Raw genomic sequence first — 24,848 nt, 5'->3', positions numbered from 1 at the left:
TCCCTGAAACGGGAGGGCTATCGATGGATCTTTTCAAGCTGGATGGCGATGTCGCGCTGGTCACCGGTGCCGGCAGCGGCATTGGCCAGGCAATCGCAATTGGATTGGCCGAGGCAGGAGCCGACGTCGCGTGTTTCGGTCATGCGTCGAAAGGTGGGCTTGAGGAGACCGCGCACCAAGTCACGGCACTTGGCCGCAGGGCTTTGGTGCTGACCGGCACGGTCGCTTCGGCGAGCGATCTGGCGGCGGCAATCGATCGCGTCGAGGCCGAACTCGGTGCATTGACCGTTGCCGTCAACAATGCCGGCATCGCCGGTTCGGAACCGGCCGAGACCTTGTCGCTCGAGACATGGCAGAAGGTGCACGAGGTCAACGTCGCCGGCGTGTTCCTGTCCTGCCAGGCCGAAGCCCGCAAGATGCTGGCGCGCCGCAAAGGCTCGATCATCAACATCGCCTCGATGTCCGGCACTATAGTCAATCGCGGATTGACGCAGGCGCACTACAACTCCTCGAAAGCCGCCGTCATCCACATGTCCAAGAGCCTTGCCATGGAGTGGGCTGATCGCGGATTGCGCGTCAATGTCGTCAGCCCAGGCTATACGCTGACACCGATGAACAAGCGGCCGGAGGTGGCGGAGGAGATCAAGATCTTCAAGCGCGACACGCCGATGGGGCGCATGGCCGCGCCGGAGGAAATGGTCGGGCCGACGGTGTTCCTGGCCAGCCGCGCGTCGAGCTTCGTCACCGGCCTCGACCTGATCGTCGATGGCGGCTACGTCTGCTGGTAGGGCCACATCTCGCCGAACTTCGCCTGCAGTCTGAATTTGTGCATCTGCGAAGCGTTAGTCGTTGCGCGAGATGAACGTTGGTATATATAATTTCATCCTATGAAAGGGCTTGGCGAGATGGGGCTTGCCATGCCGACAGCCGAGATCATGGGACCTTGATGGCTTGCACCTTGCCGGGCGCCGCAAGACTGGCAATTGATCCGCAGATGATCGCTCCACCAGCGGTCTGTCGGCAGCCATGACGCGGACGGCATATTCCATCATCACGAGAATTGAGCACCATCTTGCCTGCGCTGGCCAAGGCCAGGGCGACAATTTTGGCGCCGACGGACTTGCGCAGCGAACCGCCTTTCCAACACAATCAAAAAAAGCCGCAAGAAGGGAACGACCGATAACCGTCACAGCTTGAAGGAGAACAAGCATGTCATTTCGCAGTCGAGTTTCAAAACTATCGATGGGCGCCGTTGCGCTCGCAACGCTGAGTCTGCTGACACCTTCCGCCCAGGCCGCCGCACCGGAATCCAACGACCCGATCAAGATCGCGCTGTTCGACTGGACCAGCGTCAATCTCAACGCCAAGATCCTCGGCGGCATCCTGGAAAAGCTCGGCTATACCGTTGAATACCCGACCGCAGACTACCTCTCCAGCCTGACCACCGGCCTCACCAATGGCGACCTCGATGTCGGCCTGGAGTTCTGGGACACGACAGCCGGCGAGGCGATGAAGGCCTCCGATGCGACCGGCCAGACCGAGCGGCTGGGCAAGCTCGGCCCGAAGGCCAAGGAAGAGTGGTGGTTTCCTGAATACATGAAGGAGAAATGCCCAACCTTGCCAGACTGGCATGCCTTGCTCGACGCCACATGCGCGGCTTCGTTCTCGACGGCGGAGACCGCACCAAAGGGGCGCTATCTCGGCGGCCCAGTGACCTGGGAAGGCTTTGACGACGAGCGCGTCGCGGCACTGAAACTGCCCTTCACCGTCATCCATGCCGGCACCGATGCGGCGATGTTCGCCGAACTCGATTCCGCCTATCAGCGCAAGGCGCCGATCATGCTGTGGATCTATTCGCCGCACTGGGCGCCGGCCAAGTACAAGGGCGAATGGGTGCAGTTCCCCGAATACACGCCTGAATGCTACAACGATCCGAAATGGGGCGTGAACCCCGACGCCAAATATGATTGCGGCAAGCCGCATGGCGAGATCTGGAAATATGCCTGGAACGGCATGAAGGACAAATGGCCGGTCGCCTACAAGGTGGCCAAGGCCTTCACGATCGATACCGACGAGCTCAACAAGATGAGCGGAGAGATCGACCTTGACGGCAAGAAGCCGGAAGATGTCGCCGCCGCCTGGATCGCCGCCCACGAGGCAGACTGGAAAGCCTGGGCGCAGTGATCGTTCCGACTGGAAAGCGAGACCCGGCCGTTGATCGGCCGGGTCCCAAGTCTTGATGTTCCAGAAGGACGATTGGATGACGACTGAACAGGGATCGACCCAACCAGGCACCAACGATCGCCCGGTAAAACTTGCCTGCCGCAATGTCTGGAAGCTGTTCGGGACGAACGCGGCCAGTTTCATCCGCGAGCGCGACGGCAAGGCCAGCATGGCCGATGTCAATGCTGCCGGACTGGTCGGCGCCGTGCGCGCCGTCGATCTCGAAATTCGCCAGGGCGAGATCTTCATTATCATGGGCCTGTCGGGCTCCGGCAAATCGACGCTGGTGCGCTGCATGTCGCGGCTGGTCGAGCCGAGCCATGGCAAGATCGAATTCGAGGGCAAGGACCTGCTCAAGATTTCCGATGCGGCGCTTATCGAATTGCGCCGCCACCGCATGGGCATGGTGTTCCAGAATTTCGCGCTGCTGCCGCATCTCAATGTGCTCGACAACATCGCCTTTCCGCTCGGCATCCAGGGGCAGGACCGGGCAACGCGCGAGGCGCGCGCCCGCGAGGTCATCGAGCTGGTCGGCTTGCGCGGCCGCGAGCATTTCTACCCACGCGAATTGTCCGGTGGCCAGCAGCAGCGCGTCGGCATCGCCCGCAGCCTGGCGACCAAACCGGAGATCTGGTTCCTCGACGAGCCGTTCTCCGCGCTGGATCCACTGATCCGGCGCGAGATGCAGGACGAGCTGATGCGGCTGCAGACCATGCTGCACAAGACCATCGTCTTCATCACCCATGATTTCGACGAGGCGATCCGGCTGGCCGACCGTATCGCCATCATGAAGGACGGCGAGGTCATCCAGATCGGCACGCCGGAGGAACTGGTGGTCAATCCGGCGACCGACTATGTCGCAGAGTTTACCCGCGACGTCGACCGCGCCAAGGTGATTTCGGCGCGCAGCCTGATGCGGACTTGCGATGGTTCGGAGCATGGCGGCACGGTTTCGCCTGATGCCAAGATCGCCAGTTTCTCGGCCAACATCGTCTCGGCCGGCAAGCCGTTCGCGGTGATCAACGGCACCGGCAAGCCGATCGGCGAAGTGACGCCGCAAGCGGTCATCGATCTGCTGGCCGGCATCGAGCACGCGAGAGCCGGCGCATGACGGTGGCGGCAAGCGCCAGCGAGGCCAGGCCGCCACTTCAGCGGTGGCTGCTCGTCTGGGCGGCGGCCCTTGCCGCTGTGCTGTTGGTGTTCCTGCTGCAGGACAGTGTCCCCTGGGCTGTCAACTATCCGGCCAGCGCCGTCGTACCGGTCGCCGACTGGGTCAGCGCGCTGATGGGCTGGATCAAGTCGAACCTGTCCTGGCTGACGCGCTCGATCACCGCGGTGCTCGGCGTGCCGCTCGATTTCGCGCTCAATCTCTTGGCCAAGAATTTCAAGATCGGCCATGGCGCGGACGCCTATGTCCTGCCGCGCCTCTCCTGGGTTGGCGTCTGCGCCGTCGCCTTCATCGCCGGACATGCCGTAGGCGGTCGGAAACTCAGCCTGCTGGTCGGCGGCTGTTTCCTCTACATCGCGCTGTTCGGCCAATGGACCAGCGCCATGCTGACGCTGGCGCTGATCTCCATCGCCGTGCCGTTCTGCATCGTCACTGGCCTGTTCGCCGGCATCTGGGCCTGGCGCAAGCCTTGGGCGGAAAGGCTCATCGTCTCCCCTGCCCTCGACCTGATGCAGACGATCCCGACCTTCGCATATCTCATCCCGATGCTGCTCCTGTTCGGCAACAGCCCGGTATCGGCGATGATCGCCACCGCCATCTTCGCCACGCCGCCGATGGTGCGGGCGACGATGCTCGGCCTCACCCGCGTGCCGCTGGAGATCGGCGAATTCAGCGACATGGCCGGCTGCACGGCGCGGCAGAAACTCTGGCGGGTGCTGTTGCCCTCGGCGCGGCCGACGCTGATGGTCGGCGTCAACCAGGTCATCATGCTGGCGCTCAACATGGTCATTATCGCCTCGATGATCGGCGCCGGCGGCCTCGGCTACGACGTGCTTCTGGCGCTGCGCGCGCTGAAGGTTGGCGAGGCGATGGAGGCTGGTCTCGCCATTGTGGCTCTGGCGATCGCGCTCGACCGGCTGAGTCAGGCCATCGCCCACAAGCAGGCGAAGGGCCATGTTCATCAGGCGGCGAACCCGAGCTTCTGGCGACGCCATCCCAATCTGTCGCTGGCCATCGCCATCCTTTCCGTCACCACGCTGCTCGGCCTGTTCGTCCCGGCTTTCGCGGCGGTGCCGAAGGCGATCACCTTCACCACCGCGCCGCTGTGGAAGGCGGCGGTGAACTGGGTGACGATCAACTTCTTCGATGCGATCGAAGCCTTTCGCGTGGCGCTGATCCTCAACGTGCTCAACCCGGTGCGCGCCTTCTGCGAAGGCTTTCCGTGGCTGGGCGCGGTGTTCCTGCTCGGCCTTGCCGGCTATCAGCTCTCGGGCCTGCGCCTGGCGGCCCTGGTCGCCGCGCTGACCGCTTTCTGCGCGGTCACCGGGCTGTGGGAAAAGACCATGGCGACGGTCTATCTCTGCGGCATCTCGGCCTTCATCGCCTGCCTGATCGGCATCCCGATCGGGCTAATGGCAGCGCGCAGCGACCGCTTCGAGAAGATCGTCACACCCATTATCGACACGCTGCAGGTACTGCCGTCCTTCTGCTTCATCATCCCGGTGGTGATGCTGTTCAGAGTCGGCGACGTGACCGCCATGATTGCAACGATAGCCTTCGCCGTGGTGCCGGCGATCCGCTACACCAATCACGGCATAAGACAGGTGCCGCCGGCTCTGATCGAGGCGGCCAAGGTGTCGGGCTGCACGCCGGGCCAGACCTTCGTTCGCGTGCAATTGCCGCTGGCGCTTCCCGAGATCATGCTCGGCGTCAACCAGACCATCCTGATGGCGCTGGCGATGATCATCATCTGCGCCATGGTCGGCACGCGCGACCTCGGGCAGGAGGTGTTCATCGCGCTGTCCAAAGCCGATTCCGGCCGCGGCATTGTCGCGGGCCTGGCAATCGCCTTCATCGGCATCGTCGCCGACCGGCTGTTCAACGCCTGGACGGCGAAGGCGCGGGCAAGGCTGGGTTAGAGCAATTCCAGGAAAGTGTGAGCGGTTTTCCGTCCGGAATTTCTTCAAAAACAAAGCGCTAGAGCCGCTCACCGTTTCCGTTAAACGGTGAGCGGTGAGCGGTGAGCGGCTCTAGGTTGGAAGATGCGCCGCGGCTACTCCGCCGCGACGCCCTTCACCTCGAGATAGCTCTCCATGGAATCGTCCAGCGCCTGCAGCCAGGGCGTATGGTGCAGCGGCGCCATGGTGCCGGTCATCAGCGAACGGTAGGCGTGGTCGCGGAAGCCCATAATGTCTTCCGCCTTGTGGTGTTCCCATTCCATGAAAGTCTGGTTGACCGCCTCGACATCGAAGCCGGGATAGTCGGTCTGGTCCATCAATTCCTTGGTATAGTCGCCCTGGAACCAGATCATCTGCTCGGCGTCTTCCAGCGTTTCCTCGCGGGCGCGCCATTTGGCGCTGTGCTCGGCCATCGCCTCGACTGACGGCAGCTTGATGCGGCCCATGATCACATCGCGGGCGAACCAGGCCTGCGCGTCGAACATGTTGAAGGTGTAGAACTGGTCCTGCATGCCGATATAGAACAGCTTCGGATTCTTTTCCCACACCACGCCTTCATAGAGATCGAGCGGCCACATGCGGTTGGCGGTCTTGAGCTTGAGGTCGTCGGTGAGGAAGGGGAAGGAATGCAGATAGCCGGTGCACAGGATGATGGCGTCGACATCCTTGGTCGAACCGTCCTTGAAGTGGGCTGTCTTGCCGACGACCTTCTGCAGCAGCGGCACCTCCTTCCAATTCTCCGGCCATTTGAAGCCCATCGGCTTGGAGCGATAGCTGGAGGTGATGGATTTGGCGCCGTATTTGTAGCATTGGGAACCGATGTCCTCGGCCGAATAGGAGCGGCCGATGATCAATATGTCCTTACCCTTGAATTCCATCGCGTCGCGGAAATCATGGCTGTGCAGAATGCGGCCGTTGAAGGTGGCAAAGCCCTCGAAATAGGGAACGTTGGGGACGGAGAAATGGCCTGAGGCGACGACGACGTTGTCGAACTCTTCGGAATAGGTGACGTCGTTGGCGCGGTCATGCGCGGTGACGGTGAATTTCTTGGTCTCGTCCGAGAAGGTCACCATGCGCACCGGGCTGTTGAAGCGCACCCATTTGCGCAGGCCCGATTTTTCGACGCGGCCCTTGATGTAGTCCCACAAAACGGCGCGCGGCGGATAGGAGCCGATCGGCCGGCCGAAATGCTCCTCGAACGTATAGTCGGCGAACTCCAGGCATTCCTTCGGCCCGTTCGACCAGAGGTAGCGGTACATCGAGCCATGCACGGGATCGCCATGCTCGTCGAGGCCGGTGCGCCAAGTATAGTTCCACAGGCCGCCCCAGTCCGACTGCTTTTCGAAGCAAACGATTTCAGGGATGTCGGCGCCCTTGTCCTCAGCCGACTTGAAGGCCCTGAGCTGTGCCAGGCCGGACGGTCCGGCGCCGATGACGGCAACACGCGTTTTCATTTCAAGGGCCTCCTCATTTTTTGATTTCCCCAGCGAAACAAATTTCACTGACAGTGACACTAATTGGCCCTTCGGTGCTGTCAACAGACATCTGCGGGAACAGCGTTTGCCCGCAAAGGATTCCTGGCGAAAAACCTACGCGGACAGAATCCATGGGATCGTCCGATGGCACTTAAGACGGCTTGCCGACACCGCCGCGCTGCTGTATCGCCAGCTCTGATGTTCACCTTGAGTGAAATTAATCCGCGAAATCCGGGGGCGACATGGCGAAAGACAGTTCCAAGGCCGGGCTTGCCGGTGCCAAGTCGAAGCCCCAGCCAAAGGTCTCGGCGGACGGCAAGACCATCCGCGCACCGCTGACGCAGAACCCACACGCCATCCGCGACACACGCGAGAAAGTTCTGGAGGTGGCTATCGGCCGCGAGGTGCGGGCGTTCCGCAAGAAGCTCGGCATCACCGTCGCCGATCTCGCCGTCGCCACCGACATTTCGCTGGGCATGCTGTCGAAGATCGAGAACGGCATCACCTCGCCGTCGCTGACCACGCTGCAGGCGCTGTCGCGGGCGCTCGGCGTTCCCGTCACCGCCTTCTTCCGCCGCTTCGAGGAGGAGCGCAGCGCTGTCTTCGTCAAGGCCGGCGAAGGCCTGGATGTCGAGCGCCGCGGCACGCGCGCCGGCCACCAGTACAATCTGCTCGGCCATATCGGGTCGAACACCAGCGGTGTCGTCGTCGAACCCTACCTGATCACGCTGACCGAGGATTCGGATGTGTTCCCGACCTTCCAGCACGAGGGCATGGAGTTCCTCTATATGTTGGAGGGCGAAGTCGTTTACCGGCACGGCAGCAACCTCTATCCGATGAAGCCGGGCGACAGCCTGTTCTTCGACGCCGACGCGCCGCATGGACCGGAGCAGCTGACGAAACTGCCGATGCGGTATCTGTCGATCATCTGCTATCCGCAGAACAGCGCGGGTTAATCGGGCCCAAAACCCGGGCTGGTCGCGCTCCCATCATCCAGCTTCGACAGCCACTCGACCAGCGTCGGCCGGTACCGTGTCAGACCCTTGTAGGTGGCGAGTTCCTCGGGCAGGTCGCGGATGACGCGGTGCAGGCGGCGTGCCCATTTCGGCTGCGTCACCAGTTCGTCCATCTTGATCAGGTAGCAGCGGATCGGGAAGACGATGCCGTTGGAGCGCGGCAGCCGCCAGAAGCTTTGCAGCTCGACGCGCAGATGCACCTTGTCGCCGACATTCTCGGGCGTCACGGTCGTCCGGTCCGGACCCCATTTGTGGTAATTTTCCGGGCTGGTATCGAGGCGCGGATTGATGGTCATCGTCCAGTTGAGGCGCCGCGCCGGCTTGCCCTGCTGGATGTTGGTGAGGAACTTCAGCGCCCTGGTGAAAATCCCCTTCTCATGCGCCAGCGGCACCGGTGCATGCCACTCGAAAAAATTCATGCCGATGTCGAAATCCAGCGACCAGTCGGCCTGGGTGGTGACCATGCCGGCATCCATCCACAGATTGCCGTCGCGCTGGTCGAGGATGCAGAAATCGCCCTGGCTCTGGCGGGTGATGTATTCCATCGGCCCGTAAGGCAGGGTCGAGGTGTCGCCGAATGTGAAGGTGTCGTCGATGCCGAGCGGCCGGTTGATCCAGCGCCAACGGTCGCCGTCCCGCGTCAGCGTGAAATGCTCGGGATAGCCCAGCGCTTGCTGTTCCATCAGCAGTTCGAGCAGATCCCAGCCGGCCAGCGTCATATGCGGCAGCGACTGGCAGCGCAGCGGATCCTCGGCGAGCACCAAAGCGCGGTCCTGCATCTCGGCGACGTAGTGCTCGTCGACATCGATCAGATTCTCCAGCACGCTGCCCTTTGGCCCGACGACGTGCGGCTCGATGTTGACCGCATACATGTAGGCGTCTTCATGGAACGGGAACGGGAACCGCCTGATGTGCTCCGGGCTGTTCCTGAAGGTGAAATCGTCGCGGAAGGTTTCCTTGCGAAAGGTGATGCCCAAGCTCGCCTCCTATCTTTCCAGCACCAGCGACCGGCCCTCGAAGCGCGACACGCACGGCATGATCTTGCAGCCCGAGCGGTGGTCTTCCTCGCTCAGCCAGTGGTCGTTGTGGATGAACTTGCCATCGTAAGAGATGACATTGGTTTCGCATTGGCCGCAGACGCCGCCTCGGCAGAGATAGGGCGGATCGACACCGGCGGCCTCGATCGCTTCCAGCAGGCTCTGCTGTTCATCGACGCGGATCGTCTTGCCGCTGACCGCCAACGTGACGTCGAAAGGCAGGCCGGGCTGGGGTGCCGCGAAATGCTCGAAATGCACGGCCTCCGATGGCCAGCCCAAGGCGGCCGCGCGGTCGCGCACCCAGTTGATCATGCCAGCGGGGCCGCAGACATAGAGATGCGTGCCGAGCGGCTGCGTCGACAGCAGCCGGTCGAGATCGATGCGCTCGTCACGGTCGTCATGGTAGAGCCGGATGCGCCTGTCGTAGCGCTCCCGCAGCACGTCGGCATAAGTGCCCAGAGAGGCGGTCCGGCAGGTGTAGTGCAGTTCGAAATTGCCGCCCTCGCCCGCCAGTTGCGCTGTCTGCGCCATGAAGGGCGTGATGCCGATACCGCCGGCCAGCATCAAGTGCTTCTTCGCCCTGAGATCGAGCGAAAACAAATTGACGGGATAGCTGATCACCATCTCCAGGCCCGGCTTGACGGACCGGTGCATGAACAGCGAGCCGCCGCGGCCGACATCGTCGCGGCGCACCGAGATCGTGTATTCGCGCGTGTCGAGCGGCGAACCCATCAGCGAATAGGGATTGAGCCTCGTGCGATCGCCATCGCGCATCTCCACCACGACATGCGCACCGCCGGAAAAGGTCGGCAACAGCTCGCCGTCGCGGCGACGGAAATGGAAGCGGGTGACCAGTTCGTTGACCGGGACGACATCGCTGACGACGACATCGAGCTTGGTGGTGCCGGTGCTCATGGGAAGGCCTCCTCGATTGGAGGGATCTCCGAGCGATCCTCGGCGTTGATGCAGACACCCTGGAAAGCGGCGAGGCGCCGCGAATAGTGATCGCGCACCAGAAGCAGCAGGCCGCAATGCGAACAGGCTGCTGGCTGTGTCGTGACGTTCTCGGTGATGCCCTTGCAGTGAACGCACTGCATGCGCCTGGCCAGCGAGCCGCGATGCTCGGTCTGGATGGAGGTGTGGTCGATACCGGCTTCGAGCGCCACCTGCATGGCCTGGCCGATCAATCCCTCGGTGCCGGCGAGGTAGAGGCGCAGGCCCATATGCGCATTGCCCAGCGTCTGCTTCAGCCTCGGCAGCAGGCTGGCAAAGGATGGCGCGAGATGAAACTGCGCCGGCTTCAGCGCTTCGAGGGTGGCGACGTGTTTGTTGTCCGGACCCGGGATAAAGTCGATTTCGGCGCCATCGAAAAACCCGGCGGGCGCTTTTGCGGCCATATCTGAAATAGCGAGCGCACCTTCGGCATCGGCGATGAAAAGATGATGTTTGCCGGGCTGCGGAGAGAGCGTTCCGTAGACCGGCCGGCTGATGATGCTTTTGGCTGCCATTTAAGTCTTCGTGCCTCGAACCTCTCGCTGTTGAGTATGCCTCAGCCTTTCGCCGTGCGCTTGGTCTTCTTGGGATCGTCGAACGGCAATGGCTGCGCCGTCGCTTTGATCGATCCGCTCTTGTTGCGGATTTCGAGCTCGGTGTCCTTGACCGCGCAGTCGACGTCGAGACGGGCGATGCCCATCGATTTCTTGACCAGCGGCGAATACATGGCGCAGGTCACCACGCCGACCTTTTTGCCGTCGCGATAGACCGGCGCGCCCTCGTCGGCCGGCTCCTTGCCGTCGAGCAGCACGCCAAAAATCTTGAAGCGCTCCTTGCCCTTCAGGCGGTAATGTTCCTCGGCCCCACGGAAGCCGGTCTTGCCGGGGCTGACGGTGAAGTCGAGGCCGAGTTCCCACAGCGTGTCGCCAGGACCTTCATTCTCGAACGGATATTTTTGCGAATTGTCGTAGGGATAGAACAGCAGGTAGCTTTCGACCCGCAGCATGTCGAGCGTGGTGAAGCGGCAGGGAATGATGCCGACGCTCTTGCCCTCGTCGAGGATCCTGTCCCAGATCGTGCCGGCATCCTGGCCGCGGCAGAAGATTTCGTAGCCGCGCTCTCCGGTGTAGCCGGTGCGTGAGATCATGACGGGGAAACCGAACAGCTGCGTCTGCATGTGATGGAAATAGTTGAGGTCGCGAATACCCGGCACATGCTTGGCGAGATAGTCGACCGCGGTCGGCCCCTGCAGCGACAGATCGTGCAGATTGTCGTCGAAGCGCAGCGAGACATCGCGGCCCATCGCGGCGCGCTGCAATTCCTCATGGCCGGTGCCCGAACCATGCACGACCATCCAGCTGTTCGGGCCGGTGCGGTAGAGGATGCAGTCGTCGGTGAATTTTCCCGCCTCGTTGAGCATGCAGGCATAGGCCGATTTGCCGGGATAGATCTTTTCGACGTCGCGGGTGGTTGCGAGATCGATGAGATGCGAGGCGTGCGGCCCTGTGATGTGCACCTTCTTCAGGCCCGACACATCCATCAGCCCGGCCTTGGTGCGGATGGCGATGTACTCTTCGTCAGCATCCTTGTCGTAGGTCCAGGCGGTGCCCATGCCGCTCCAGTCTTCGAGCTTCGAACCCAGCGCGCGATGGCGATCCGCCAGGGTCGAAAATCTCCAGGATGCCGTCATCCGATCGTCCTCCGTTCAAAAATCCACTGTTCCCCGCTCCTTGGCTTGAAGGCCGGAGCTTTGGGTTGAATATTGACCGCAAACGCGGGAGGGCCGCAATCCCCTGAAAGCAAATAATTTCATTGTCAGGCAAAATTCATCACCCCAAGCAAACGGTTAACTCAGCGTAAATTCGTCTTGACAATTGCGGTAAACGGCCTGAATTTATGAAAAAAATTTCACTCTCTTGAAAGAGAGCGATGCGCGGTGGATTCGGAACCGGGGCGTCGAAAAAAGGGGAAAAACCGATGTCAGACCTGCAGCAGCGCATCGAGGTGCTGTACCGTTCCGATTTGCGCGGATCCGCGCTGCTGATCATCTGCCTGTGGGCGACGATCCTCTTCGTCCTGTTCATGACGTGGCCATACATCCCGCACGCCGGCATCAAGGCCGTCGTCGCGATCGCCGCTGCAGCCGTGCTGATCTTCAACACGGCCGCGATCCTGGCGATGGTCAAACACTACAAGGAAGACAAGGACTTCATCTACGGCCTCGACATCAAGAACGCCGACGCATCCCGCAACCGCCAGTCCTGAGGGGTACAAGAAATGTCGCGCTATACGCCGCCGGAGCAGAGCAAGGCCGGCCAGGTTTTCGATATCGTCGTCGTTGTGGTCGCCATCTTCGTGGCGTTGTGGCTGCCGCTGAAGCTCGGCCTTGCCGGAGCCGCCAAATCCATCGACGCGCTCGATGCCAAGACCTGGGAAGCGCTTGGCCAGAACCCGACCATGGCCGCCATCTGGGAGAAGCTCGGCTACACGCCCGAGACGGCGCATGACGTCATCCAGAACCGGTTCCACTATGTCATCGACTGGCCGACGCTGATCATCATGGCGGCGGTGCTGATCGGTTATTTCGTCTTCCTGTTCCGAGCCTCCGACCGCGAATATCGCGACGTCATCAACGAAAAATTCGACGACAAGTAAGAGTTCCGAAGACAAGCAATCGGGGACGCACCATGTGGATTTCACTCTCTTACGCATGCTGGGGCATCTCGATCGTGCTCGCGCTGTGGATGCTCTACGACTGGTTCAAGGTCGACACGACCTATTCCGAAGACGTTCTGACCTCGTCACGCGAAGGCGAGCTTGAAGCCGTTTCCGAGAAACACCGGATTTGAGTGGGGACGAACAATGACGACGACCGTACTTGAACCGGCAATTCACGGCGACAGGGTTTCACTGCTGCGGGTGCTCGGCCCGGCCCATGTCTGGGCACTCGGCGTCGGCATCGTTCTGGTCGGTGAATTCACCGGCTGGAATTTTTCGGCCGACAAGGGCGGCGCGCTCGCCGCGCTGATCGTCTGCTGGATCGTCGGGCTGCTCTATACCTCGGTCGCCATGATCGATTCCGAGGTAACGTCGACGGTCGCCGCGGCCGGCGGCCAATACGCGCAGGCCAAGCATATTGTCGGGCCGCTGATGGCCTTCAACGTCGCGCTGTTCCTGGTCTTCGCCTACACGATGCTCGAAGTCTCGGACGCGATCCTGCTGGGCGACACCATCGTCGCCAAGGCCGGCGTCGAGGGGCTCACGCACAATTCCTTCATCGCCGCCACTATCGTCGTGCTGGCCTGGCTCAACTATCGCGGTGTGCTGATGACGCTCAACGTCAACTTCGTCATCACCGCGATTGCCTATGTCTCGATCGTCATCCTGTTCTTCTCGGTCAGCCCGTGGACGCAAGGCGCGGTGCTGAAGCTCAACGAGTTGGTGACGCCGGGCAATGCGCTGCCCTATGGCTGGATCGGCGTCATCGCCGCCTTCCAGTTCGGCATCTGGTATTATCTCGGCATCGAAGGCACCACGCAGGCGGCCGAGGAAGTGCGTTCGCCGGCCCGCTCGCTGCCCTACGGCACGATGGCCGGCATGATCACGCTTTTGATCGCCGCCGCCATGACCTGGTATGTCTGCGCCTCGCTGATGCCCTGGGAATATCTCGGCATCACCTATTATCCCTTGTGGGACGCCGGCAAGCTGACCGGCAGCCCGCTGCTGGAAAACCTCTTGTTCATCGCAACGCTGCTGGCGGCGCTGGCCTCCGCCAATGGCTGCATCAACGATGCGGCGCGCGCATGGTTCTCGCTCGGCCGCGACCGCTATCTGCCGAGCTGGTTCTCGGCGGTGCATCCGAAATACCGCACGCCCTACCGCTCGATCCTGTTCCTGCTGCCGATCGCGCTTGCCTTCGCCTTCATTGCCGACCTCAACCAGGCGATCACCTTCTCGATCCTGTCGGGCGTGCTGCAATACACCTTCATGAGCATCAACATCATGATGTTCCGCAAGAAGTGGCCGCTCGGCACGATCCGCCGTGGCTACACGCACCCGTTCCATCCGCTGCCGGCGATCGTGCTGTTCTGCCTTTGCGTGGTGACCTTCTTCGCCATCTTCCTCGGTTTCGGCTCGCAGCTGATCGCGATGACCATCTTCTATTTCCTGATCTCGCTGTGGTTCCATTTCTACCGCTACAAATTCGTGCGGCGCGGCGACCAGTTCACCATGCCGTGGCCGAAACCGCAGGGCTATTGATGGGAGACGGCCCGCCCCGATCCTTGGCGGGCCAGACATGACAAATGTCCGAAGTGACATCAGCACTGCTCGCCGGGGTCATTGTCCTGGCTCTCGTCCTCCATCTTGCGTGGCTGGCGCGGCGCAGCCGCAACGGGGCATTGGCGGCACTCGCCGCCGAGGAGGCCAGCATACGCACCATTGTCGCCGACGCCGCTGATGTTTTGGACGGCACCGCCGGTGTCGTCACCTGGGAAGGCTCGTGGAACGGCCAGCGCGTCCAGTTGCGCACCATCGTAGACACGCTGGCGACACGAAAACTCCCGGCGCGCTGGCTCAGCGTTTCGATCACCGAAAAGGTAGCCGTGCCAGCGACGTTCGACATGATGATGCGGCCGGGCTCGCCGACGACCTTCTCCAATTTCGATCACCTCCAGCATACGCTGCCGAAGGCGCCGGGATTTCCGGCCGAGGCGGTGCTGCGGACCGACCGCCGCGGCACGCGTTTCCCGCAAGGCATCATCGCCGAACATCTGGAACCCTTTTCGGAAGGGCGCGCCAAGGAACTGCTGATCACGCCAAACGGCGTGCGCATCGTGTGGCTGCTGGCCGAGGCCGAACGGGCGCGCTACGGCGTTTTCCGGCAGGCCGCGTTCGGTGAGGCACAGATCGATCCAGCGCTGATCGAGCGGCTGCTCGCCTCGCTCTCGGCACTGCGCGACGCCATCAACCAAAGCGAACGGCAAGCCGCATGACCAGTTTGAATACGCAGCCGGCACCGGTGAGCCCTTATCTCGTCCTCGGCGCGTCAATCGTGCTGCCGGCAAGCGGCCATGTCATTCTGGGCGTGCCGGTGCGCGGGCTGCAGTTCCTTTTCTTCATGGTGATCCTGGCTTGGGTGACCGCCAAGATCGCGCCGCCCGACGCCAGCTTCATCGGCCGTCACGCCGGCGGCTTGCTGATCTATGCGCTATCCATCTTGGACGCCTACAAGCTCGCCCGTATCCGCCATGCCCAATGGGTTCACAATGCCGCGCAGGGCAGTGATAATTCGCAAAGCGGCATTGCGCCACATACGTAACTACAGGAAAATTTTTTTCATATGATTGAATTTGCGGGACTCATCCGATACATCATCTTCTAGCTACAAACGCCGGGAGGCTGACATGTGTGGAATTGTCGGACTGTTTTTAAAGGACAAGTCGCTGGAGCCGAAGCTCGGCGCGATGCTGTCGGAGATGCTGGTATCGCTCAGCGACCGCGGGCCCGACAGCGCAGGCATCGCCATCTATGGCGCGCCTTCCAGCAATGAGGCCAAGATCACCATCCAGTCGGCGAAGCCCGCGCGCGATTTTCGCGACCTCGATACCGAGCTTGCCAAGGCCATCGGTGCGCCCGTGAGCATTGCGGTGAAGTCGACCCATGCCGTTGTCAGGACCGCGCCTGCCAAGATCGACGAAGCGCGCGAGGCGATCCAGGCGCTGCGCCCCGACATCCGCATCATGGGCGCCGGCGACGTCGTCGAGATCTACAAGGAAGTCGGACTGCCGGAGGCGGTTGTCGATCGCTTCGACGTCCGCAAGATGAGCGGCACGCATGGTATCGGCCACACCCGCATGGCGACGGAATCCGCGGTGACGACGATGGGCGCGCATCCCTTCTCGACCGGCGCCGACCAGTGCCTGGTGCACAATGGCTCGCTCTCCAACCACAACAATGTCCGCCGCGAGCTGATCCGTGAGGGCATGAAATTCGAGACCGAGAACGATACCGAGGTCGCGGCCGCCTATCTCTCCTCGCAGATGGCGCATGGCAAGAACCTCGGCGAAGCGCTGGAAGGCACGCTTTCGGACCTCGACGGCTTCTTCACCTTCGTCGTCGGCACCAAGAACGGTTTTGGCGTGGTGCGCGACCCGATCGCCTGCAAGCCCGCCGTCATGGCCGAAACCGACCAGTATGTCGCCTTCGGCTCGGAATATCGCGCGCTGACCAAACTGCCCGGCATAGACAATGCGAGGGTCTGGGAACCGGAACCCGCAACCGTCTATTTCTGGGAGCATTGAGTTCATGCCGGCAACCAAACTTTCAAAGGCGGCGTCGCACGATCAGGCCTCCCGGATCTTCGATCTCGATGTGTCGTCGCTGCGCGAGCTTAACCAGGCGCTGCACAATCTGACGCCCGGTTCCAACGAAACGGCGTGGGAAGTGCTGCATCCAAAGGGCAGCCATTCGGTCGCCGTCGGCGTCGACCAGCCCGTCACCATCGATGTGCGCGGCAGCGTCGGCTACTACTGCGGCGGTATGAATTCCGGCAGCACCATCACCGTGCACGGCTCGGCCGGACCCGGCGTCGGCGAGAATATGATGTCGGGCTCGATCATCGTGAAAGGCGACGCCAGCCAATATGCCGGCGCCACCGGCAAGGGCGGCCTGCTGGTCATCGAGGGCAATGCCTCGTCGCGCTGCGGCATCTCGATGAAAGGCATCGATATCGTCGTGCACGGTAATATCGGCCACATGTCGGCCTTCATGGCGCAGTCCGGCAATCTGGTGGTGCTGGGTGATGCCGGCGATGCGCTGGGCGACTCCATCTACGAGGCGCGGCTGTTCGTGCGCGGCAAGGTCGACAGCCTCGGCGCCGACTGCATCGCCAAGGAGATGCGGGCCGAACACCTGGAACTGCTTCAGGGGCTGCTCGACCGCGCCGGCGTCACCGGCGTCAAGCCATCGGAGTTCAAGCGCTACGGCTCGGCGCGCACCCTCTACAATTTCAATATCGACAACGCCGACGCGTATTGAGGCAGCATGACCTATCGCAACCCGCCGACGACGCCGCGCAAATCCGCGACCTTCGACGACTACACGCTTTCCGAAATCCGCCGTGCCGCGGCGACCGGCATCTATGACATCCGGGGCGCCGGCGCCAAGCGCAAGCTGCCGCATTTCGACGACCTGCTGTTCCTCGGCGCCTCAATCTCGCGCTATCCGCTCGAAGGTTATCGCGAGCGCTGCGACACATCAGTAGTGCTCGGCTCGCGCCATGCCAAGAAGCCGATCGAGTTGAAGATACCGATCACCATTGCCGGCATGAGCTTTGGTTCGCTCTCCGGCCCGGCCAAGGAAGCGCTCGGACGCGGCGCGACCCTGGCGGGCACCTCGACCACCACGGGCGACGGCGGCATGACCGAGGAAGAGCGCGGCCATTCCAAGCAGCTGGTCTATCAATATCTGCCGTCACGCTATGGCATGAATTTGCGCGACCTGCGCCGCGCCGATGCGATCGAGGTGGTTGTCGGCCAGGGCGCCAAGCCCGGCGGCGGCGGCATGCTGCTCGGCCAGAAGATTTCCGACCGCGTCGCCGAAATGCGCACCCTGCCCAAGGGCATCGACCAGCGCTCGGCCTCGCGCCATCCCGACTGGACCGGCCCGGACGATCTCGAGATCAAGATCCTCGAACTGCGCGAAATCACCGACTGGGAGAAGCCGATCTACGTCAAGGTCGGCGGCGCCCGCCCCTATTACGATACCGCGCTTGCGGTGAAGGCCGGCGCCGATGTCGTCGTCGTCGACGGCATGCAGGGCGGCACGGCGGCAACGCAGGAAGTGTTCATCGAGAATGTCGGCCAGCCGACGCTCGCCTGCATAAGGCCCGCGGTGCAGGCGCTGCAGGATCTCGGCATGCACCGCAAGGTGCAGCTGATCGTCTCCGGCGGCATCCGCAACGGCGCCGATGTCGCCAAGGCGCTTGCACTCGGCGTCGATGCGGTCTCGATCGGCACGGCTGCTCTCGTCGCGCTCGGCGACAACGATCCCCGCTGGGAGGCGGAGTACAACGAACTCGGCACCACGGCCGGCGCCTATGATGACTGGCATGAAGGCCGCGATCCCGCCGGCATCACCACACAGGACCCGGAGCTGATGAAGCGGGTCGATCCGATCGCTGCTGGACGGCGGCTCGCCAACTACCTCAAGGTGATGACGCTTGAGGCGCAGACGATTGCGCGGGCCTGCGGCAAGAACAGCCTGCACAATCTCGAACCCGAGGATCTCGTCGCCCTGACGATCGAGGCAGCCGCCATGGCCGGCGTGCCGCTCGCCGGCACCAACTGGATACCGGGGAAGAACGGCTTCTAAAACAGCATCCAAATACCATAAGCGAGGAACTATAATGGGGAACGATCTCGCCGCTTTCGCCAAAAAGAACGGCGTCAAATATTTCATGATTTCATACACCGACCTGTTCGGTGGCCAGCGCGCCAAGCTGGTGCCGGCGCAGGCGATATCAGACATGCAGAAGGATGGCGCCGGCTTTGCCGGCTTCGCCACCTGGCTCGACCTGACGCCGGCGCATCCCGACATGCTCGCGGTGCCGGATCCGGACTCGGTCATCCAGTTGCCATGGAAAAAGGAAGTGGCCTGGGTCGCCGCCAACTGCATCATGGACGACAAGGAGGTCGACCAGACGCCGCGCAACACATTGCGGCGGCTGATCGCGGAGGCGGCCGGCGACGGCATGCATGTCAAGACCGGCGTCGAGGCCGAGTTCTTCCTGATCTCCCCGGACGGCAGCGTTATATCAGACCAATACGACACTGCCTCGAAGCCCTGCTACGACCAGCAGGCGGTGATGCGACGCTACGACGTCATCGCCGAGATCTGCGACCACATGCTGGAACTCGGCTGGGGCCCCTACCAGAACGACCATGAGGACGCCAACGGCCAGTTCGAGATGAACTGGGCCTTCGACGACGTGCTCGCCACCGCCGACAAGCACTCCTTCTTCAAGTTCATGGTCAAGTCGGTGGCCGAGAAGCACGGCCTGCGGGCCACCTTCATGCCGAAACCCTTCCAGGGCCTGACCGGCAATGGCTGCCATGCCCACATCTCGGTGTGGGACAAGGCGGGCAAGACCAATGTCTTCGCCGACAATTCGATGGAGCTCGGCCTATCGGCCAAGGGCAAGCACTTCCTCGGCGGCATCATGAAGCATGCCTCCGCACTCGCCGCGATCACCAACCCGACGGTCAATTCCTACAAGCGCATCAATGCCCCGCGCACGATTTCCGGCGCCACCTGGGCGCCGAACACGGTGACGTGGACCGGCAACAACCGCACCCACATGGTGCGCGTGCCGGGCCCCGGCCGCTTCGAGCTGCGCCTGCCCGATGGTGCGGCAAACCCCTATCTCTTGCAGGCCGTGATCATTGCCGCCGGCCTCGACGGCATCCGCTCCAAGGCCGATCCCGGCAAGCGCTACGACATCGACATGTACCAGCACGGCCACACGGTGAAGGGCGCGCCGAAACTGCCACTCAACCTGCTCGACGCACTGCGCGAGTTCGACAAGGACAAATCACTCAAGGCGGCGCTGGGTGAGGAATTCTCGTCGGCATACCTAAAGCTGAAGCACCAGGAATGGAATTCCTATGCTTCGCACTTCACGCAATGGGAGCGCGACCACACGCTGGATATCTAGGCGCATCGGACCGAAAAGTGTCACACGGTTTTCGGGCAAATCCGATGCGTCAAGAAAATTCCCTGCCGGTGCGAGCGACCTCGGAATGAACTGATGAAATACTCGATCTTCTCGCTCGCCCGCGCCGCCTTGTCCGGCCACAAGAACTGGCAGCGCACCTGGCGCGACGCCACGCCGAAAGATCGCTACGACGTGGTGATCATCGGCGGTGGCGGCCATGGCCTGGCCACCGCCTGGTTCCTGGCCAGCGAGTACGGCATCAGGAATGTCGCGGTGCTGGAAAAAGGCTGGATCGGCTCCGGCAATGCCGGCCGCAACACCACAATCATCCGCTCCAATTACGGCCTGCCCGGCAATACCGGCTTCTACGAATTGTCGATGAAGCTGTGGGAGCGGATGGAGCAAGACCTCAACTACAATGCGATGGTCAGCCAGCGCGGCGTCATCAACCTCTACCATTCCGACGCGCAGCGCGACGCCTATGCGCGGCGAGGCAACACCATGCGCATTAACGGCATCGACGCCGAACTGCTCGACCTCGCGGCGGTCAAGAAGATGATGCCGTTCCTGAACTTCGACAATGCGCGTTTCCCCGTGCAAGGCGGGCTGTTGCAGCGGCGCGGCGGCACGGCGCGGCACGATGCCGTGGTCTGGGGCTATGCCCATGCGGCGAGCGAACTCGGCGTCGACATCATCCAGAATTGCGAGGTGACCGGCTTTGTCAGGGATGCCAACGGCAAGGTGAGCGGCGTGGAGACCTCGCGCGGCAGGATCGGCGCCGGCAAGGTCGGCATGGCGGTCGCCGGCTCCTCGTCGCGCGTCGCTGATATGGCGGGCCTGCGCCTGCCGATCGAAAGCCACGTGCTGCAGGCCTTCGTCTCCGAGGCGATCAAGCCGCTGATCCCCAACGTCATGACCTTCGGCGCTGGCCATTTCTATGTCAGCCAGTCGGATAAGGGCGGCCTTGTCTTCGGCGGCGACATTGACGGCTACAATTCCTACGCCCAGCGCGGCAATCTGCCTGTGATGGAGGATGTCTGCGAGGGCGGCATGGCGCTGATGCCGATGATCGGGCGCGTGCGGCTTTTGCGCCAGTGGGGCGGCATCATGGACATGTCGATGGACGGCTCGCCGATCATCGACAAGACGCCAGTTGAAGGCCTCTATCTCAACGCCGGCTGGTGCTATGGCGGCTTCAAGGCGACGCCCGGCTCAGGCTTCGTCTTTGCCCATCTTCTGGCCCGCGACACGCCGCATGAAGAGGCTGCACGGTTCCGCCTCGACCGGTTCCGGACTGGCGCCATGATCGACGAAAAGGGCCAGGGTGCCCAACCGAACCTGCACTAAGGACGGCCGGAAAATCATGCGCATTGTCTGTCCCTTCTGCGGCGAACGCGAACTCGGCGAGTTCACCTATCTCGGCGACGCCAAACCGGTGCGGCCGGCGGCGGATGCCGGTGAGGAAGCGGTCTACGACTATGTCTATCTGCGCGACAATGTCGCCGGCGTGATGAGCGAGAACTGGTATCACGGCGGCGGCTGCCGGGCATGGCTGAAGGTCACCCGCAACACGCTGACGCATGAGATTTCCGCGGTCGAGCCGGCTGCGGGCGCCGGTGCGGCGAAGGTCGGCGCGTGATGGCCGGCGCGCAGACAAACCGGCTCGACAAGGGCGGCCTAATCGACCGATCGGCGCCGCTGAACTTCCGCTTCGACGGCAAGAGCTTTTCCGGCTTCCAGGGCGACACGTTAGCATCGGCGCTGGTTGCCAATGGCGTCAAGCTGGTCGGCCGATCGTTCAAATATCATCGCCCGCGCGGCATCCTGACAGCAGGCTCGGAAGAACCCAACGCGCTGGTCGAACTGCGCACCGGCGCACGGCGCGAGCCGAACACCAAGGCGACGACGGCCGAACTCTATGAGGGGCTCGAGGCCGCCAGCCAGAATCGCTGGCCGTCGCTGCGCTTCGACGTGATGTCGGTGAACCAGCTGTTCGCGCCGATCTTCGTCGCCGGCTTCTACTACAAGACCTTCATGTGGCCGGCGAAGTTCTGGGAAGCCATCTATGAGCCGGCGATCCGCCGCGCCGCCGGCCTCGGGCCGCGCTGCGGGCGTCGCCGATCCCGACCACTACGACAAGGCCTGGGCGCATTGCGATGTGCTGATCGCCGGGTCCGGTCCGGCCGGTCTGGCGGCGGCGTTGGCCGCCGGCCGCAGCGGCGCCCGCGTCATCCTGTGCGAAGAGGATTTTGCGTTCGGCGGCCGCCTGCTGTCGGATGGCGGCACGATCGATGGCCTGCCGGCCGCCGAATGGCTGTCGCGGACGCTGGCCGAACTGGCGGCAATGCCCGATGTCCGCATCATGACCCGCACGACGCTGTTCGGCGTCTATGACGGCGGCACCTATGGCGCGCTGGAGCGGGTCAACGACCACCTGCCCTCGCCACCCGAACATCAGGTGCGCCAGCGGATGTGGCGCATCGTGGCCAAGCGCTGCGTGGTCGCGGCCGGCGCCCTCGAGCGACCGATCGTCTTTGCCGGCAACGACACCCCCGGCGTGATGATGGCTTCGGCAATGCGAACCTATGTCGGACGCTATGCCGCCGCTCCTGCAAAGCGCATCGCGCTGTTCACCAACAATGAGGATGGCTGGCGCACGGTCGAGACAGCACTCGGCGCGGGATTGCAAATCGCGGCGGTGATCGACGCGCGGCCTGACGTGTCGCCCGCACATCGCTCGCTCGCCTCCAAGGGTGGCTTCCCGGTGCTGCACGGCTCCGTGACCGGCGTCGATGGCGGCAAGGACGGCGTCAAAAAGATCGCGGTGTCGCTGACCGGCGGCGCACGCGCCGAAGTCGAGGCCGACGGGCTGGCGGTTTCCGGCGGCTGGAACCCGGCGGTCGGGCTCACCTCCTATCATCGCGGCCGGCCGAAATGGCGCGACGACATCGCCGCCTTCGTGCCCGACGGCGCGCCTCCCGGCATGGTCGCGGCGGGCGCCGCCAACGGCGATTTCGGACTTGGCGTCTGCCTCGCCCAAGGGTTTGCCGCCGGCGCGGCCGCGGCACACGATGCCGGACACAATGGCAAGGCAGGCACCGCGCCTGTCGCCGACGACGAAGCCTTTTCGCTGACGCCGCTCTGGCACGTCACCGGCAAGGGCAAGGCCTTCGTCGACTACCAGCACGATGTCACCGCCTCCGACATCGAACTGGCGCAGCGCGAGGGTTTTGAATCGGTCGAGCATCTGAAGCGCTACACCACGCTCGGCATGGCGACCGACCAGGGCAAGACATCCAACGTCGCCGGCCTCGCCATCATGGCTGCGGTGACCGGCAAGTCCATTCCTGAGACCGGCACCACCATCTACCGGCCGCCTTACGTGCCGGTCGCCATCGGCGCCTTTGCCGGCCATCATCGCGACGAGACCTTTCATGCGACGCGGCTGACGCCGTCGCATCACTGGGCCGCCGAACAGGGTGCTGTTTTCGTTGACACAGGACTCTGGAAGCGGGCGCAGTGGTACCCCCGCGCGGGCGAGAAGGACTGGCTGGAATCGGTGACGCGTGAGGTCAAGGCGGTGCGAAGCGGCGTCGGTTTCTGCGATGTCTCGACACTCGGCAAGATCGACGTGCTTGGCCCGGATGCCGGCGCCTTCCTCGACCGCGTCTACATCAACACCTTCTCCAACCTCGCGGTCGGCAAGGCGCGCTATGGGCTGATGCTGCGGGAAGACGGCATCGTCTATGATGACGGCACGACGTCACGGTTGGCCGAGGATCATTATTTCATGACCACCACCACGGCCAAGGCCGGACTGGTGATGCAGCATCTCGAATTCTGCCGGCAGGTGCTGTTTCCCGAGCTCGACGTGCAGCTGACCTCGGTCTCCGACCAGTGGGCGCAGTTTTCCATTGCCGGCCCGAAGACCCGCGACCTGCTGAAGGAGATCGTCGACCCGACGGAGGACCTGTCCAATGAAGGCTTTCCGTTCATGGGCGCGCGCGAAGTCGCCTTGCGCGGCGGCATCAAGGCAAGGCTGTTCCGCATCTCCTTCTCCGGCGAGATGGCGTTCGAGATTTCCGTTCCGGCACGCTACGGCGAGGCGATGGCGCGCAATCTGATGCTGGCCGGCAAACCGTTCGGCGTCACGCCTTACGGCACCGAGGCGCTCGGCGTGATGCGCATTGAAAAGGGTCACATCGCCGGACCGGAATTGAGCGGCACGACAACGGCCGCCGATCTCGGCCTAGGCAAGATGATGTCGACCAAGAAAGACTTCATCGGCCGCGTCATGGCCGGCCGCGAGGCGCTGGCCGCGCCCGACCGGCAGGTCGTGGTCGGCATCAAGCCGACGGACAGAGCGCGCCGGCTGCGCTCGGGCGCGCACATCATCCCGAAGGGGCAGACGCCTGGGCCAGGCAACGACCAGGGCTATGTCACCTCGGTCTGCTTCTCGCCGACATCAGACCAGTGGATCGGGCTCGCGCTTGTCGAGCGCGGACGCGAGCGCATCGGCGAGATCGTCCATGCGCATGACCCGATACGCGGCGAGGACTATGACGTCGAGCTCTGCAATCCCGTTTTCTACGATCCGGATGGAGGGCGCCAGCGTGGCTGAGTTTTCCTGGGACGTTCGCAGTCCGCTCGATCGCGTGCTCGCGGTGGGGCGGTATGGCGCGCATGGCGATGCCGGCGTGACGCTGACCGAGATCCGCAATTTCGACCTCGTCCAGGTGATGGCGCGGCGCGGCAAGACGGCGGAGCTGGCCAAGGCCGCCAAAGTTCGCTTTGGTGTTGCCGCTCCAGAAACGCCGAAGGCGGTCGGCACGGCTGATGCCACGCTGATCTGGTCGGGACCGGATCAGTTTTTCATTCTGTCGAAGGGACGCAAGCACGCGATGGCGGCGCTCGCTCCTCTCCGTGCTGGATCGGCTTCACTGTCCGACCAATCGCATGCGCGGGTGCTGATCGCCGTCTCCGGCGCCAAGGCGCGAGCGATGTTGGCCAAGATGTCGTCTATCGATCTGCATCCCAGTGTGTTTGCTGTCGGTGCGGCGGCGGCCACGTCGATGGATCACACCAGTGTCACGCTGTGGCGCGGAAATGATCAGGCAGATGGGCAGGCTGTGTTCAACGTGCTGGTGTTCGCGACTTTCGCCGAAAGCCTATGGCACACGATGCTGGATTCGGCTGCTGAGTATGGCGTGGTTGTCGGGCATTCAGAAGATTTGGCGTAGCGCTCGTGCGCGCTCCTCCCTTC

The 24,848-nt window shown here is 62.9% G+C and carries 23 protein-coding genes and 1 pseudogene; 19 read left to right on the top strand and 5 right to left on the bottom strand.

Annotation, left to right across the window (positions count from 1 at the left end):
- The first annotated feature begins 23 nt into the window (after window positions 1–23).
- The 4 genes from ACVILI_RS12770 (at window position 24) to ACVILI_RS12755 (ending at window position 5,310) form a co-directional block, all read left to right on the top strand.
- Window positions 24–788: an SDR family oxidoreductase gene (locus tag ACVILI_RS12770; protein WP_019856872.1), complete on the top strand. Its 765-nt coding sequence runs from the start codon at window positions 24–26 to the stop codon at window positions 786–788.
- A 421-nt stretch (window positions 789–1,209) separates the two neighbouring features.
- Complete coding sequence (locus ACVILI_RS12765; RefSeq protein ID WP_019856871.1) at window positions 1,210–2,184, top strand: ABC transporter substrate-binding protein; 975 nt, start codon at window positions 1,210–1,212, stop codon at window positions 2,182–2,184.
- 76 nt (window positions 2,185–2,260) lie between these two features.
- The gene (locus ACVILI_RS12760; RefSeq protein ID WP_027046596.1) at window positions 2,261–3,334 is read left to right on the top strand and encodes a quaternary amine ABC transporter ATP-binding protein; all 1,074 of its coding nucleotides are present in this window, start codon (window positions 2,261–2,263) and stop codon (window positions 3,332–3,334) included.
- Entirely contained in the window at window positions 3,331–5,310 is a 1,980-nt protein-coding gene (locus ACVILI_RS12755) for an ABC transporter permease (protein WP_240565217.1), read from the top strand. Before ACVILI_RS12760 ends, ACVILI_RS12755 begins: the two co-directional genes overlap by 4 nt.
- Window positions 5,311–5,444: 134 nt before the next feature.
- Here ACVILI_RS12755 and ACVILI_RS12750 read toward each other — a convergent pair whose 3' ends face one another.
- Window positions 5,445–6,803, bottom strand: a complete 1,359-nt coding sequence (locus tag ACVILI_RS12750) for an NAD(P)-binding domain-containing protein (RefSeq protein ID WP_038645283.1) — start codon at window positions 6,801–6,803, stop codon at window positions 5,445–5,447.
- Between the two features lie 263 nt (window positions 6,804–7,066).
- Between ACVILI_RS12750 and ACVILI_RS12745 the strand changes: the two genes are divergently transcribed.
- The gene (locus ACVILI_RS12745; RefSeq protein ID WP_038645281.1) at window positions 7,067–7,780 is read left to right on the top strand and encodes a helix-turn-helix domain-containing protein; all 714 of its coding nucleotides are present in this window, start codon (window positions 7,067–7,069) and stop codon (window positions 7,778–7,780) included.
- On the opposite strand, the gene ACVILI_RS12740 is transcribed toward ACVILI_RS12745, so the two are convergent.
- Genes ACVILI_RS12740 through ACVILI_RS12725 form a run of 4 tightly spaced genes read right to left on the bottom strand, consistent with a single transcriptional unit; the run spans window position 7,777 to window position 11,560 of the window.
- On the bottom strand, window positions 7,777–8,817 hold the full coding sequence (locus ACVILI_RS12740; protein WP_019856866.1) for a heme-dependent oxidative N-demethylase family protein: 1,041 nt from the start codon (window positions 8,815–8,817) through the stop codon (window positions 7,777–7,779). The two genes, ACVILI_RS12745 and ACVILI_RS12740, sit on opposite strands and share 4 nt — an antisense overlap.
- Before the next feature lie 9 nt (window positions 8,818–8,826).
- Complete coding sequence (locus ACVILI_RS12735) at window positions 8,827–9,792, bottom strand: PDR/VanB family oxidoreductase (RefSeq protein ID WP_010914761.1); 966 nt, start codon at window positions 9,790–9,792, stop codon at window positions 8,827–8,829.
- A complete protein-coding gene (locus tag ACVILI_RS12730; protein ID WP_027046595.1) occupies window positions 9,789–10,385 on the bottom strand; it encodes a dimethylamine monooxygenase subunit DmmA family protein in 597 nt (198 codons plus the stop codon). Before ACVILI_RS12730 ends, ACVILI_RS12735 begins: the two co-directional genes overlap by 4 nt.
- 41 nt (window positions 10,386–10,426) lie before the next feature.
- The gene (locus ACVILI_RS12725; protein ID WP_038645279.1) at window positions 10,427–11,560 is read right to left on the bottom strand and encodes an aminomethyltransferase family protein; all 1,134 of its coding nucleotides are present in this window, start codon (window positions 11,558–11,560) and stop codon (window positions 10,427–10,429) included.
- Window positions 11,561–11,847: 287 nt separating this feature from the next.
- Here ACVILI_RS12725 and ACVILI_RS12720 point away from each other — a divergent pair, with 287 nt between their 5' ends.
- From ACVILI_RS12720 to ACVILI_RS12655, 14 genes and pseudogenes are all read left to right on the top strand, one after another.
- Window positions 11,848–12,135: a hypothetical protein gene (locus ACVILI_RS12720; RefSeq protein WP_027046594.1), complete on the top strand. Its 288-nt coding sequence runs from the start codon at window positions 11,848–11,850 to the stop codon at window positions 12,133–12,135.
- Window positions 12,136–12,147: 12 nt separating this feature from the next.
- The gene (locus ACVILI_RS12715) at window positions 12,148–12,525 is read left to right on the top strand and encodes a hypothetical protein (RefSeq protein WP_019856864.1); all 378 of its coding nucleotides are present in this window, start codon (window positions 12,148–12,150) and stop codon (window positions 12,523–12,525) included.
- Between the two features lie 32 nt (window positions 12,526–12,557).
- The gene (locus ACVILI_RS12710; protein WP_019856863.1) at window positions 12,558–12,719 is read left to right on the top strand and encodes a hypothetical protein; all 162 of its coding nucleotides are present in this window, start codon (window positions 12,558–12,560) and stop codon (window positions 12,717–12,719) included.
- A 13-nt stretch (window positions 12,720–12,732) separates the two neighbouring features.
- Window positions 12,733–14,130 carry an APC family permease gene (locus ACVILI_RS12705; RefSeq protein WP_019856862.1) on the top strand — a complete coding sequence of 466 codons (1,398 nt, stop codon included), beginning with the start codon at window positions 12,733–12,735 and terminating at the stop codon, window positions 14,128–14,130.
- Window positions 14,131–14,174: 44 nt separating this feature from the next.
- Window positions 14,175–14,864 (top strand): hypothetical protein, encoded by a 690-nt coding sequence (locus ACVILI_RS12700; protein WP_019856861.1) that lies wholly within the window; start codon window positions 14,175–14,177, stop codon window positions 14,862–14,864.
- Window positions 14,861–15,190 (top strand): hypothetical protein, encoded by a 330-nt coding sequence (locus tag ACVILI_RS12695; RefSeq protein WP_019856860.1) that lies wholly within the window; start codon window positions 14,861–14,863, stop codon window positions 15,188–15,190. Before ACVILI_RS12700 ends, ACVILI_RS12695 begins: the two co-directional genes overlap by 4 nt.
- An 85-nt stretch (window positions 15,191–15,275) precedes the next feature.
- Window positions 15,276–16,172: a class II glutamine amidotransferase gene (locus ACVILI_RS12690; RefSeq protein WP_019856859.1), complete on the top strand. Its 897-nt coding sequence runs from the start codon at window positions 15,276–15,278 to the stop codon at window positions 16,170–16,172.
- Window positions 16,173–16,176: 4 nt separating this feature from the next.
- Window positions 16,177–16,908, top strand: a complete 732-nt coding sequence (locus ACVILI_RS12685) for a GltB/FmdC/FwdC-like GXGXG domain-containing protein (RefSeq protein WP_019856858.1) — start codon at window positions 16,177–16,179, stop codon at window positions 16,906–16,908.
- Between the two features lie 6 nt (window positions 16,909–16,914).
- Window positions 16,915–18,243: an FMN-binding glutamate synthase family protein gene (locus ACVILI_RS12680; RefSeq protein ID WP_019856857.1), complete on the top strand. Its 1,329-nt coding sequence runs from the start codon at window positions 16,915–16,917 to the stop codon at window positions 18,241–18,243.
- A 34-nt stretch (window positions 18,244–18,277) separates the two neighbouring features.
- On the top strand, window positions 18,278–19,585 hold the full coding sequence (gene glnT, locus ACVILI_RS12675) for a type III glutamate--ammonia ligase (protein WP_019856856.1): 1,308 nt from the start codon (window positions 18,278–18,280) through the stop codon (window positions 19,583–19,585).
- A 93-nt stretch (window positions 19,586–19,678) separates the two neighbouring features.
- Window positions 19,679–20,932: a sarcosine oxidase subunit beta family protein gene (locus tag ACVILI_RS12670; RefSeq protein WP_038645276.1), complete on the top strand. Its 1,254-nt coding sequence runs from the start codon at window positions 19,679–19,681 to the stop codon at window positions 20,930–20,932.
- Between the two features lie 16 nt (window positions 20,933–20,948).
- A complete protein-coding gene (locus ACVILI_RS12665) occupies window positions 20,949–21,224 on the top strand; it encodes a sarcosine oxidase subunit delta (RefSeq protein WP_038645274.1) in 276 nt (91 codons plus the stop codon).
- A pseudogene (locus ACVILI_RS12660) lies at window positions 21,224–24,206 on the top strand (sarcosine oxidase subunit alpha). Before ACVILI_RS12665 ends, ACVILI_RS12660 begins: the two are co-directional and overlap by 1 nt.
- Window positions 24,199–24,825 (top strand): sarcosine oxidase subunit gamma, encoded by a 627-nt coding sequence (locus ACVILI_RS12655; protein ID WP_038652306.1) that lies wholly within the window; start codon window positions 24,199–24,201, stop codon window positions 24,823–24,825. The pseudogene ACVILI_RS12660 and the gene ACVILI_RS12655 overlap by 8 nt, the downstream one beginning before the upstream one ends.
- Window positions 24,826–24,848: the final 23 nt, after the last annotated feature.

Source organism: Mesorhizobium sp. USDA 4775 (genome assembly GCF_054062655.1).
Note: the sequence above shows the minus strand (reverse complement) of the source record. Positions and strands in the feature narration are given on the sequence as shown.